Annotated in this window: 11 protein-coding genes; 6 read left to right on the top strand and 5 right to left on the bottom strand. The window is 71.5% G+C overall.

Annotated elements, in window-relative coordinates:
- Positions 1 to 44: 44 nt before the first annotated feature.
- Both LIU39_RS16805 and hydA read right to left on the bottom strand, forming a co-directional pair.
- On the bottom strand, positions 45 to 236 hold the full coding sequence (locus tag LIU39_RS16805) for a DUF1059 domain-containing protein (protein ID WP_227047532.1): 192 nt from the start codon (positions 234 to 236) through the stop codon (positions 45 to 47).
- 79 nt (positions 237 to 315) lie between these two features.
- Positions 316 to 1,725, bottom strand: coding sequence for a dihydropyrimidinase (gene hydA, locus LIU39_RS16800; protein WP_227047594.1), 1,410 nt, complete (start codon positions 1,723 to 1,725; stop codon positions 316 to 318).
- 432 nt (positions 1,726 to 2,157) lie between these two features.
- On the opposite strand from hydA, the gene LIU39_RS16795 reads away from it, so the two are divergent.
- On the top strand, positions 2,158 to 3,036 hold the full coding sequence (locus LIU39_RS16795; RefSeq protein WP_227047531.1) for a substrate-binding domain-containing protein: 879 nt from the start codon (positions 2,158 to 2,160) through the stop codon (positions 3,034 to 3,036).
- Positions 3,037 to 3,130: 94 nt separating this feature from the next.
- On the opposite strand, the gene LIU39_RS16790 is transcribed toward LIU39_RS16795, so the two are convergent.
- Entirely contained in the window at positions 3,131 to 4,042 is a 912-nt protein-coding gene (locus LIU39_RS16790; RefSeq protein ID WP_227047530.1) for a YceI family protein, read from the bottom strand.
- A 329-nt stretch (positions 4,043 to 4,371) separates the two neighbouring features.
- Between LIU39_RS16790 and LIU39_RS16785 the strand changes: the two genes are divergently transcribed.
- The 5 genes from LIU39_RS16785 (at position 4,372) to LIU39_RS16765 (ending at position 9,013) form a co-directional block, all read left to right on the top strand.
- Positions 4,372 to 6,183 carry a helix-turn-helix domain-containing protein gene (locus LIU39_RS16785; protein ID WP_227047529.1) on the top strand — a complete coding sequence of 604 codons (1,812 nt, stop codon included), beginning with the start codon at positions 4,372 to 4,374 and terminating at the stop codon, positions 6,181 to 6,183.
- 156 nt (positions 6,184 to 6,339) lie between these two features.
- Entirely contained in the window at positions 6,340 to 7,179 is an 840-nt protein-coding gene (locus LIU39_RS16780) for a heparin lyase I family protein (protein ID WP_227047528.1), read from the top strand.
- Positions 7,180 to 7,399: 220 nt separating this feature from the next.
- A complete protein-coding gene (locus LIU39_RS16775) occupies positions 7,400 to 7,714 on the top strand; it encodes a hypothetical protein (RefSeq protein WP_227047527.1) in 315 nt (104 codons plus the stop codon).
- Positions 7,711 to 8,733 (top strand): hypothetical protein, encoded by a 1,023-nt coding sequence (locus LIU39_RS16770; protein ID WP_227047526.1) that lies wholly within the window; start codon positions 7,711 to 7,713, stop codon positions 8,731 to 8,733. The genes LIU39_RS16775 and LIU39_RS16770 overlap by 4 nt, the downstream gene beginning before the upstream one ends.
- A gap of 13 nt (positions 8,734 to 8,746) precedes the next feature.
- Positions 8,747 to 9,013, top strand: a complete 267-nt coding sequence (locus tag LIU39_RS16765) for a hypothetical protein (protein ID WP_227047525.1) — start codon at positions 8,747 to 8,749, stop codon at positions 9,011 to 9,013.
- A 77-nt stretch (positions 9,014 to 9,090) separates the two neighbouring features.
- Here LIU39_RS16765 and LIU39_RS16760 read toward each other — a convergent pair whose 3' ends face one another.
- Together LIU39_RS16760 and LIU39_RS16755 are read right to left on the bottom strand one after the other, a co-directional pair.
- Positions 9,091 to 10,404: an aspartate aminotransferase family protein gene (locus LIU39_RS16760; protein ID WP_227047524.1), complete on the bottom strand. Its 1,314-nt coding sequence runs from the start codon at positions 10,402 to 10,404 to the stop codon at positions 9,091 to 9,093.
- A complete protein-coding gene (locus LIU39_RS16755) occupies positions 10,401 to 11,243 on the bottom strand; it encodes a nitrilase-related carbon-nitrogen hydrolase (protein ID WP_227047523.1) in 843 nt (280 codons plus the stop codon). The genes LIU39_RS16760 and LIU39_RS16755 overlap by 4 nt, the downstream gene beginning before the upstream one ends.
- Positions 11,244 to 11,406 lie beyond the last annotated feature (163 nt).

Genomic DNA, 11,406 nt, shown 5'->3' with positions numbered 1-11,406 from the left:
GGAGCGGCTTCCACCGCTGCGACGGCCGGCGCGGGCCCGCGGGCTCAGGCGTGCTGCGGCATCTCGTCCTTGAGCGAGGCCCGGATCTGCTCACGCAGATCCCTGCTCGCCGTGTGCCCGTGGACGGAAACGGCGTGTTCACTGGCGGCGCGGATCACTTCCTCCTCCTCACCGGAGATGGTGAGCGTGCATCCCGATTCGCTGGGGAAATTCCGGCAGTCGATCACCTTGCGCATGAGGCACCTCCTCGCCTTTCCAGTGTCGTCCTCCCGCGCCCGCCCGTCGAGCACGGGCCCCGACGGCGTTACGGAGCCCTCACTGCGCGTACTGGCAGATTCCGCGCGGCACATACGCCCCGTGTCCCGCGTGGCCCACGTAATCGCGGTGGTCGATCACCGGAATTCCGCGGGAGAGCACCGTCTCCACCCGCCCTGTCACGCGCTTTCCCTCATAGGCCGAGTAATCGACGTTCATGTGATGCGTATCGGCGGACATGATCTGTTCGGCGTGCGGGTCGTAGATGACGATGTCGGCGTCGGCTCCCGGGGCGATGGTGCCCTTTTTCGGGTACAGACCGAACATCCGGGCCGGTGCCGCGCAGGCGATCTCGATCCAGCGGCGGCGGCCGATGTGTCCGTCGACGACAGCCTGATGGAGCAGGTCCATGCGGTTCTCGACGCCTGGCATACCGTTCGGGATTTTCGAGAAGTCGCCCCGGCCCAGTTCCTTCTGCCCCTTGAAACAGAAGGGGCAGTGGTCCGTGGACACCACCTGGAGGTCGTTCGTGCGCAGTCCTCGCCAGAGTGCCGCCTGATGCTCGGCCGGGCGCAGCGGGGTGGAGCACACGTACTTGGCGCCTTCGAATTCCGGCTCGGCCAGATTGTCCGTCGACAGGAAAAGGTACTGGGGGCAGGTCTCGCCGAATACCGGAAGGCCGTCGTCACGGGCCCGCATCAGTTCGGCCACGGCTTCCTGCGCCGAGACGTGTACGACGTAGAGCGGCGCACCCGCCACCTGACTGAGCCGGATCACCCGGTGCGTGGCCTCCGCTTCGAGGAGCGCCTTCCGGACTTCGCCGTGATAGCGCGGATCCCGTTCACCGCGCGCCAGCGCCTGCTCCACGAGCACGTCGATGGCGGGACCGTTCTCCGCGTGCGTCATCACCAGGCCGCCGTTCGACGCGGCGCGCTGCATGGCCCGGAGAATCTGCCCGTCGTCGGAAAGGAATACCCCGGGGTACGCGGTGAAGAGTTTGAACGAGCTGACGCCGGACTCGACGAGCCTGTCCATTTCCTTGAGCGAGGACGCGTTCACGTCGGACATGATCATGTGGAAGGCGTAATCGATCGCGCACTTCCCCTCCGCTTTCCCATGCCAGGTGTCGATTCCCGCCATGAGGGAGCCGCCCTTGGGCTGGATGGCGAAATCGATGATGGTCGTCGTGCCGCCCCAGGCCGCGGCCCGGGTTCCCGTTTCGAAGGTGTCCGACGCCTGGGTGCCGCCGAAGGGCATTTCCATATGCGTATGGGCGTCGACGCCGCCGGGGATCACGTATTTCTGCGCGGCGTCGATGACATGGTCGGCGGATCCGCTCCAGCCGGCCGCGGCCTGGCTGCCGTGGGCGGCGAGTGCGGCGACCCTGCCGTCCTCCACCAGGACATCGGCATGGACCTCGTCGGCGGCGGTGATGACAAGACCGCCCAGGATGACCGTACGGCTCACAATCCCTGCTCCCTTCCACACCGGCGCCACCGGGCGGCGCCGGAAGGCGGAGAGCCCGCCGTGCGCCGTCTCCCGGACCTGCCCGCTTTCCTGACGCCACGTCATAACTGGTCCACACCGGGCGATTCCGGTGAAGAAGGAGACCGTAGAAGCATGTCACCCACGGCGGCAAGACCGTGACTGCTGATCCGTCAGGTGCCCGTGTTGCGCCGGCCGTCCACCGTACGGACCGGTGCACGCCGGCGTACTGGGCGGTACGTACCAAGGGGGCAGCGGAGGGGTGCGGGGGCCACGCGCTGGGCAGGTAACCGACGCCGCCCGCAGGCACCCCTCACACCCCGGTGCTGTCCCGCCCGGACGGCGGGGCCGCGCGGCAACGGACAGCGCGCAGCGGCAAACAGAGCGGATCAGCGCAGAGCGGAAAGGCGGCACGTCATGGAGCGGAGCACACCATGGGAGTTCTCCGACGACCGCGGGCGCCTGGTGGTGGCCGGGGCCCGCCCATCGAGGATCGTCGCGTACATACCGGCCGGGGCGACGCTGTGGGATCACGGCATCCGCCCCGTCGGGCTCTTCGGCTCCCAGCACGACGGCGCGACTCCCGACCGGACGAAGAGCGGCGAGCTGCCGCTCGGGGAGATCGCGTACCTGGGTGCGGGGAGCGACCTGCATCCGGACACCGTCCTGGAGGCGGAGCCGGATCTGGTGGTGGCCGTCACCTACGACGGCGATGCGGTGTACGGCCTGGAGTCGAAGACCGCGCAGGAACTGGAGGCGCACGTCCCGGTGGTGGCGCTGGGCGTGGGTCCTGGCCGCGGCCTGGCGACGGTGCGCGAGCGGTTCGCCGCGCTCGCCGGCTCGCTCGGCGCGGGCGAACCGGCTTCCGCGGCAGTGGAGTTGGACGAGGCGGAGGACGCGGTGCGGGAGAGCGCGCACGGCCGGGGCAGGCCCCGCGTGCTGGCGCTGTCCGCCGCGGGACCTGAGCAGGCGCATCTGGCGCGGCCCGGCGCCTGGCCTGACCTGCGGACGCTGATCGAGCACGGCGTGGACCTGCTGGAGCCGACCGCAGGGCCCGGCGCGAACTGGTGCACGGTCGGCTGGGCCGAGGCCGCGTCGCTGGGCGCCGACATCGTCCTGACGGACGTCCGCGCCAATGCCGCGCCTGTCGGCACGCTGCGCACCAACGCCCACTGGCGCGCCCTGGAGTCCACGGCCCGGCTGGTGCCGTGGAACCCCGAGGCGCCGTCCAGCAAGCGCGCACACACCCGCTTCTTCCGTGAGGTCGCGGACGCGATGCGGGCCGCGGCGGGATGAGGCCGGGTCCGGCGCGGCCCGGTGTACGGCCGCGTGGGGCCATACCGGTCCGGGACGGCGCGCGCCGTGGCCGCCGACCCGGACCGTAGCGGGGTCACTCGGGCGGGGTCGGGGTGTCGTGGCTGCGGTACATCGCCTGGACGTCCAGCTCCAGCTTCACGGTCGGGCCGACGACGGCGATGCCCCGGGCGAGCATGCTGCGCCAGTTCAACGTGTAGTCCTCGCGGTGCAGTTCGGCCTTGGCCAGGGCGGCGCAGCGCAGTTCCTGGCCGTATCCGCCGTTCACCACCCCGAGGTAGGTGGTGTCCAGCGCGACCGACCGGCTGACGCCGTGCATGGTCAGCGAACCCTGCACCGACCACTTGGCGCCGCCGCGGGAGAGGAAGCGGTTGCTGGAGAAGTGGAGGTAGGGGTAGGCGTCGACGTCGAGGAAGTCCGCCGACCTCAGGTGGTCGTCGCGGGTCTTGTTGCCCGTGGTCAGGCTGGACGCGTCGATCCGTACCTCGACGTGCGAGTGCTCGATGTCGGCGCCGACCCGGATGCCGCCCTCGAAGCGCGTGAAGCGGCCGTGCACGTTCGCCATGCCGACGTGCCGGGCGATGAAGCGGATGGCGGTGTGCGGCGGATCGAACAGCCAGGTGCCGGCCGGCGGCAGCTCCAGCGGCCGGGCGGTGGCCAGCTGGACGTGCACGGGCGGCCGGGTCCGGCCCGCGACGACCTCCAGCGTCTCGTGGTGCGGCTGGAGGCCGTTCACCGAGATCATCAGGCTGTAGCTGCCCGGCGGCAGGGCCGCGCAGAACAGCCCGAACGGGTCGGTGCTGCCCCGCTGTACGACCCGCTGGGTGGCGGTCGATGTGATCGTGACGTCGGCGCCGCCCAGCGGCTGCCCCATCGGGTCGGCCACCGTACGGCTGACCCCGCCCGCCCCCACCGGGAGGGGAAGCCGGAAGCCCGCTCCGCCGCGTGAGCCGTGGGCCCGGCTGCGCCGGAACAATGCGAGGGCCATGGTGTGTGCACCCTTTCATCGGCGTGCGTGTTTCGTGGTCGTGCTGCTGCGCGGCCTGCCACGCGGCCGGTGCCTGCGGCCGGATTCCGTGGCCCGGGTGCCCGGTCCCGCCGGGTACCGCGTACCCGGCTCCCGCACTGCGTGCCCGGTGTGTGCCGCCCTGCCGGGCTTCCCGCCGCAGAGCACGGACAACTAATGATCTTGGAACACGCACCGGACGCATGGGTGTCTCATTTCGAGACACCTGGACACACCGCACGGCCTGCCGGCACCCCGCGGCCGCCCCACCGCACCCCGCAGGCCGGCCGCCCCACTACGGTGGTGAGGTCGTGACCCGTACTGATTCCTTCCGCGTACCGCCACAGCTGTCCCGGATCCGCCAGGCCCGTGAGCACTTCCTCGCAGGCCGGCCACTGCCGGACGGCGTCCCCGGCGACCTCGGATCCGCCTGGCGCCGTGCCTCCTTCTTCGGCGTGCGGCCCGACCTGGCCGCGGTGCCCGCCGCGCCGACCGGCCCTGACGCGCCGCTGCCCGCCGCCGCGCGCCCCGTACTGGAGCGCCTGGCGCCCACGCTGGAGACCGGCGACCGCTCCGTGATCGTCGCCGACGAGCGGTGCCGGGTGCTGTGCTGGCTCGGCCGCAGGTCACAGCACACCCTGCGCCGCGACCTGTCGGAAGAGGCGGTCGGGCACAACAGCGCGGCGCTGGCCCTGCGCCGTGGTGGGCGGGCCGAGGTGCACGGGCCTGAGCACTTCCTGGACCTGTGGCAGGACGTGTCGGCCGTCAGCGTGCCGCTGCGCCTGCCGGGAGCGGCACGGGCGTTGGGCACCGTCACGGTGGTGTCCGGCCTGTGCGCGGACCGCGGCCCGCATCCGGACGCGGCGCTCGTCGAGGCGACGGCCGCGGCCATCGAGGCCGGGCTCGCGGGGCGTGCGCCGCATCCGCCGGAGCGGCTGATCCTGGACGCGTTCCTCCGGGAGAGCGCGGGCGGGCAGCCGGCGGTCGCCCTCGACGGGCGCAGCCGGCTGGTGAGTGAGGAGGCCGCGCGGCTGCTGTCCCCCGAGGCGCTGCGCGGACTGGAGCGGTATGCGGCGGCCCTGCTGGGCGGCGACGTTCCGGAGGCGCACGCGGGCGACGGGGCTCCCGGCTCCCGGCCGGACAGCGCCCCGGAGATCCGGCTGGGCGAGGGGCTGGTGGCCCGGCCGGTGCCGGTGCGGCAGGCGGACGCCGTCGTCGGTGTCGTCGCGGTGGCGCGGGCGGATGCGGCGGGCCGTGCCACGCGGCGTCCGGTCGCGGCCGGGCCCGCGGGCGCGCTGGCCGGGGACTCGGTGCCGTGGCGGCACGCGGTGGACCGCGCGGTGGACCTGGCGCGCACGCCGGGCCCGCTGCTGCTGACCGGGGAACGCGGCACCGGCAAGACGGCACTGGGCCGCGCCGTCCTCCGCGGCCCCGACGGGGCGACGGAGCCGCTGACCGTGGACGCCGCCAGCGCACCCGACGGCGAACTGGAGGACCTGCGGCCTTATTTGACGTCCCACCAGGACAGGCGCGGAAGGACCGACGACCGGATCACCCGGCCGCTGCTGCTGCGGCACGTCGAACGGCTGGGCCAGCGGGACGTGGCCGCGCTGATCGCACTCCTTGAGGCGCGCCCGGAGCTGCCGCTGGTCGTCACCCGGACCCCCGGCACCGAGATCGGCCCGTGCCTGTCCCGGCTGCTGGACACGATGGCGGCGCGTTCCGTCACTCTTCCCCCGCTGCGGGAGCGCCCGGAAGACCTCACGGCCCTGCTGTCGCACCTGACCCCCGCCCCGGCACCCGGACACCCCCGGCTGACCTGGACCCTGGACGCCGTGCAGGCACTCGAACGGCACTCCTGGCCCGGCAACGTCACCCAACTCGCCCATCTCGTAAGGGAGATGGCCTGGCATCGGCGGGCCACGGGCCCGGTCCGGCGGGACGAACTGCCGGACGCCGTACGGGAGCAGCCGGCCTCCCGGCACCTGGGCACCATCGAGCGCGCCGAGCGCGAAACCATCCTCGAAGCGCTGCGCACCCACGGCGGCAACAAGGCACGCGCGGCCGCCGCACTCGGCATCGCGCGGGCCACCCTCTACCGCAAACTCCGCGGCTACCGCTGACCACACCCCCGGCCTGCGACGACACCGGCCCCACGGTTTCCGGGCCCGTCATCGGCGCGCACAGCGGCGGAACCTCACCCTGCCGCACCCCTTGACGTCAACTGGAAACAAACCTAACTTTCACTCGCATCCCACCCCCCACATCGGGAGCCTGCGATGAAACGAGCTTCAACACGCCCTGTTCTCTGGGGAGTTGCTCTTCTGACCAGCGTCGCACTGGCCGGCACCTGGGCGGCCACCGCCAACGGACAGACCACGCAGCACACCACCGGCCACCACGCCCCCCTCACCACCCACCAGCACCTGGCGGCCCCCCTGTGGCGCGCCGACCCTACCAAGGGAACCAAGTCCTTCGAAGGCACCGAGACCAAGCCCGGCTCCGTCAAGACCGTCGACGACCCCACCGGCCGCTACGGCCCGACGTACGCACTGCACACATCAGGCGACAAGATCGACGCCCCCACCCGGGTACGGGTCGAGACCCGCGGGCAGCGCACCGCGGACGGCGGCCGGCTGCGCTTCTCGAAGGAGGGCGACGTCTTCTACATCGGCTGGCGGTCGATGTGGGGCCCGCTGCCCACGGCCAAGGGCGACTGGGTGGTCCTGTGGCAGCTCAAGGACTACGGATCGGGCGCCGCCACGCCACCGCTGTCACTGCGCGCGCGAGGAGACGGCACCGTCGACCTCGACTACTGCGACCCGGACATGAAGACCACCTACCTGTGGCACACCAACCTCACCCTCAACACCTGGCACGACTTCGTCGTCGGCATCAAGATCTCCAAGGATCCCGCCAAGGGCTGGGTCAAGCTCTGGCACAACGGCACCGCCCAGAAACTGGCCGGCAGCACCGCACCGTACAAGGCGGCCACCCTGCGCGCCGACTGGGTGACCGACAAATGGGGCGTCTACCGCTCCGACGGCGTCAAGGGACCGGCCACCGCCTACCTCAACAGCCCCGCGGTCGGCCGCTCGTACGAGGACGTCGCCCCCTGATCCCGGCGGCGGCGCGGACGACACGGCCCCGCGCCGCCACCCGGCGGGACCGCACCCGACCTGCGCAGCAAGCAACGAAATCCCCGCCCCGGCGTCAACAGCGCCTCATTTCCCTCCCCGTTCCCGGCAATCGAACCCCCGCATCGGGTCATATCGCCGAACCGGCCCCCTAAGTTGACGCACGCCCAGTGAACCCACGCGCGCCAACCGGGAAAGAACCATGCAAGCCGGGTACCGCGTCCATCCCGACGCGCTGCACACCTACGCCACGGCCATCGACCGGGCCGCGGACCGCGTCTCGCAGATCACGAGCAGCATCGGCGCGATCCGCGTCCCGGCGGACGCGTTCGGCAAACTGCCCGACGCCGACGGCCTGTTCCGGTCCTACGAGGACCACGCCGATACGGACGTCCAGGACTGCAAGGACCTCGCCGACATCCTGCGGCACACCGCGGACGGCCCCACCCACTCCGCCCTGCACCACGAGGACAGCGAGCAGGTCACCGTGTCGAGCATCCAGGACATCCAGCGGTGAGCGGCACGGCCACGGGCGGGCCCGGCGCCGCGTACGCCTGGACGGGACGCCCCGACCACCGTGGGTTCCCCGGGACACCCCAGGCCGAGAGCCCGGACCGGGGCGCCATCAGCGGCGCCATGGACGTAGCCGTCCAGTGGACGCTGGAGAAGACCGGCGCACTGGACAAGGGCACCGGCGCCCCCGCCGAACTGTCCGCCGCGGCCGAGATCCGGCACGCGCAGGCCAAGGACCTGCGCGAGGTGGCCAACGGCCTGCGGACCGGCGCCGGGGAACTCGCAGAGCACCGGCACGGCCGGTCGTCGGACGGCTTCGGCACGCACATGGGCCACGTCGTCAAGGCGGTCGACGACACCGCGTACGACATGGCGCAGAGCGCGAAGATCCTCGGCCAGGCGGCGAAGGAGCGCGCGCTCGCCGAAGAAACCGTCATCGAGCTGCTCAGTGATCCGGTCCCGATGCTGATCGCCGAACTCGCCACCAGCTTCATCCTCGACCTGGTCACCGCGGGCCTGGCCACCGTCGTCGACGCCCTGGTCAGCGGGGCCGAGGTGACCGCCGCCTTCGCACGGATCGCCCGGATCTCCGAGAAGCTCGCCGAGACGCTGCGCAAACTCCAGCAGGCCGTCAAGGAACTCAAGGAGACCGTGCGCAGCGGAAAGTCCGTCAAGGAAGTGCTGGCCGAGGCCCGCAAGGTCCGGCAGGCCGCGTCGCACGTCCGCACCACGGCCAAGGCCCTGAGCGGCAAGGACGGCAAGGAGGACGGCCTGAGCCTGTTGCAGCGCCAGGCCATCGGACAGCCCTGCAAACAGGCCGCGAAGCTGGTGGACAAGGCCGGGGAAAGCACCGGCCTGGAACAGAAGCGGAAGAAACCGCTGGAGGAGTACGCGAAGAGCGACACCGGGCAGCGCTCGGTCCTCCAGGACGGCTCCGAGGCTCCCGCGCCCTACCGCGTGGACACCGGCAGCCTCGACCCGGACCACAAGGAACCGGGCAGCATCGAGAGGACTTTCGGGTGACAACACACCGGAGATGCCGCTCAGCGGCGAGAACGACGACTTCGTGCCGACCGTCACCACCCACCGGCTGCTGGTCCTGAGCGAACCGTGGGGCCTTCACGAGCACTTCCCCGCCCGGCTGCTCGCCGCGTACCCGCGCGGCACGTACGGCAGGCGCCGCGCACCGCACCCGGCCCGTCAGAAGTTCCGGGCCGACCTGGAGTTCGCCGACGCCTCCTGGATCGCGCTCCGGGTGCAGAAGCCGGAGGACGCGGCGGCGCTCGCAGCCGTACTGGGCTGACGCGACCGCCCACCGAAAGCGGCGAGAGGTCAACTCTGCTTGCCACAGCCTGGGTTGACCTCCCGCCTGCCACTCTCTCAAGATGCGGCGAGCCGGCCCTGGATCTCCCCCAGCGCGTCGGCGAGGAGGGCGGCGCCCTCTTCCGCCTCGGCGACGGTGAGCGTCATCGGGGGTGCGATGCGCAGTGCCGCGCCGCCCTGGCCGCCCTTGCCGATCAGCAGGCCGCGCGCGCGGGCCGCCTCCAGGGCCAGGGACGCGGCCTCCGCCGACCGCTCGTCGGTGCCGGGGCGGACCAGTTCGATGCCGATCATCAGGCCGCGGCCGCGCACCTCGCGCACCACGTCAAGACCGGCCGTGACCGCCCGCAGCCGCTCGATGAGCAGTCCGCCGACGCGCCGGGCATTGCCCTGGAGGTCGTGCTCCAGGAGGTAGGTGAGGTTGGCGAGGCCCGCGGCCATGGTGACCGGGCTGCCGCCGAAGGTCGAAATGGAGTTCGCGGGAAGCGAGTTCATCACCTCGGCGCGGGCCACCACACCGCCGATGGCCATGCCGTTGCCGATGCCCTTGGCGAAGGTGAGGACGTCGGGCGGACCGTTGTCCGCGTGCGCCTGCCAGCCCCAGAAGTGGTCGCCGGTACGGCCCCAGCCGGTCTGCACCTCGTCACTGATCCAGAGAATGCCGTGCCGGGCGAGCACCTCGCGGAAGGCGGCATACAGGCCGTCCGGCGGCCCGGTGAAGCCGCCGACACCCTGAACGGGCTCGGCGATCAGCGCGGCGATGCCGCCCGCGGTCTGCTGGAGCATGTCCTCCAGGTCGGCGACGCAGGCCGCGATGTAGTCGGCGTCGGACAGCTCCGCGTACGGGCCGCGGGTGCGCACCCCGCCGTGCACGTACAGGGTCTGGAGCGGCGAGAGGCTGGTCGGCGACCAGCCGGCGTTGCCGGTGACGGCGATGGTGGAGAACGACCGCCCGTGGTAGCTGTTGCGCATCGCCAGGATCTGGTTGGAGCGGCGGTACGTGGTGGCCAGCAGCAGAGCGGCGTCGTTGGCCTCGGTGCCCGACGCGGTGAAGAAGACCCGGGCGTCGGGGATGCCGGAGAGCGCGGCGATGCGTTCCGCCAGCTCCACCATGGGGCGGGAGAGATAGAGCGTCGAGGAGTGGATGAGCCGGCCGGCCTGCTCGCTGACGGCCTTGGCCACCTCGGGCAGCGCGTGCGCCGTCATGGTGGTGAGGATACCGCCGAAGAAGTCGAGGTAGCGGTTGCCCTCGGCGTCCCAGACGTACCGGCCCTCGCCGTGGGTGAGTTCGACGGGCCGCTCGTAGTAGAGGCTGAGCCAGGAGGGCAGTACGGCTCGGTGGCGTTCGTGCAGGCCCTGGGATCCCTGGGTCACGGCTGCACCAGCCCCTCGTACGCGTCGGGGCGCCGGTCGCGGTAGAACGCCCACTGCTGACGCACCGTGTCGATCATCCCGAAGTCGAGGTCGCGGACGACCAGTTCCTCCTTGGAGTCGCTGGCGACCTCGCCGACGAACCGGCCGAGCGGGTCGACGAAGTAGCTGGTGCCGTAGAAGTCGTTGTCGCCGTACTCCTCGACGCCGACGCGGTTGATCGCGGCGACGAAGTACTCGTTGGCGACCGCGGCGGCCGGCTGCTCCAGCTGCCAGAGGTAGCCGGACAGGCCGCGGGAGGTGGCGGACGGGTTGTAGACGAGCTGGGCGCCGTTGAGCCCCAACTGGCGCCAGCCTTCCGGGAAGTGCCGGTCGTAGCAGATGTAGACGCCGACCTTCCCGACAGCGGTGTCGAAGACCGGCCAGCCGGCGTTCCCCGGTTTGAAGTAGTACTTCTCCCAGAAGCCCTTGACCTGTGGGATGTGGTGTTTCCTGTAGGTGCCGAGGACGGTGCCGTCGGCGTCGATGACGGCCGCGGTGTTGTAGTAGAAGCCGGGCTGCTCGATCTCGAAGACGGGCACCACGATGACCATGCCGGTCTCGCGCGCGAGGTCCTGCATACGGCGCACGGTCGGCCCGTCGGGCACCGGCTCGGCCCAGCGGTAGTGCTCCGGCTCCTGGACCTGGCAGAAGTAGGGGGCGTTGAAGACCTCTTGGAAACCGATGATTTTCGCGCCCTGCGCGGCCGCCGCCCGAGCATGTTCCTCGTGCTTCGCGATCATCGATTCGGTGTCGCCTGTCCAGGTCGCCTGGACCAGTGCGGCACGCACAACATCGGCCATGAGCTGCTCCTTTGTCGGTGCGTCAGCCTGCAGCCCACGCGGTTCCACGCGTGTGGAGGCGACCGTAAGCCCGGCTACGGGCGGTGGCAAGACCATCTCGGGTGCGGCGTGGCCGACGGGGGTGGGGGTGGGCCGCGCGACGGGGGTGGACGCGGGGCCGGGC

The organism is Streptomyces pinistramenti, from assembly GCF_020564935.1.
Taxonomy (GTDB): Bacteria; Actinomycetota; Actinomycetes; order Streptomycetales; family Streptomycetaceae; genus Streptomyces; species Streptomyces pinistramenti.
The sequence above is the reverse complement of the archived record's forward strand: the minus strand, read 5'-3'. Positions and strand labels throughout refer to the sequence as shown.

Excerpts from the sequence above, each read along its gene's own strand:
- LIU39_RS16805 (WP_227047532.1), bottom strand. The coding sequence starts at position 236 with ATGCGCAAGGTGATCGACTGCCGGAATTTCCCCAGCGAATCGGGATGC.
- LIU39_RS16795 (WP_227047531.1), top strand. The coding sequence starts at position 2,158 with ATGGAGCGGAGCACACCATGGGAGTTCTCCGACGACCGCGGGCGCCTG.
- LIU39_RS16790 (WP_227047530.1), bottom strand. The coding sequence starts at position 4,042 with ATGGCCCTCGCATTGTTCCGGCGCAGCCGGGCCCACGGCTCACGCGGC.
- LIU39_RS16780 (WP_227047528.1), top strand. The coding sequence starts at position 6,340 with ATGAAACGAGCTTCAACACGCCCTGTTCTCTGGGGAGTTGCTCTTCTG.
- LIU39_RS16775 (WP_227047527.1), top strand. The coding sequence starts at position 7,400 with ATGCAAGCCGGGTACCGCGTCCATCCCGACGCGCTGCACACCTACGCC.
- LIU39_RS16765 (WP_227047525.1), top strand. The coding sequence starts at position 8,747 with ATGCCGCTCAGCGGCGAGAACGACGACTTCGTGCCGACCGTCACCACC.
- LIU39_RS16755 (WP_227047523.1), bottom strand. The coding sequence starts at position 11,243 with ATGGCCGATGTTGTGCGTGCCGCACTGGTCCAGGCGACCTGGACAGGC.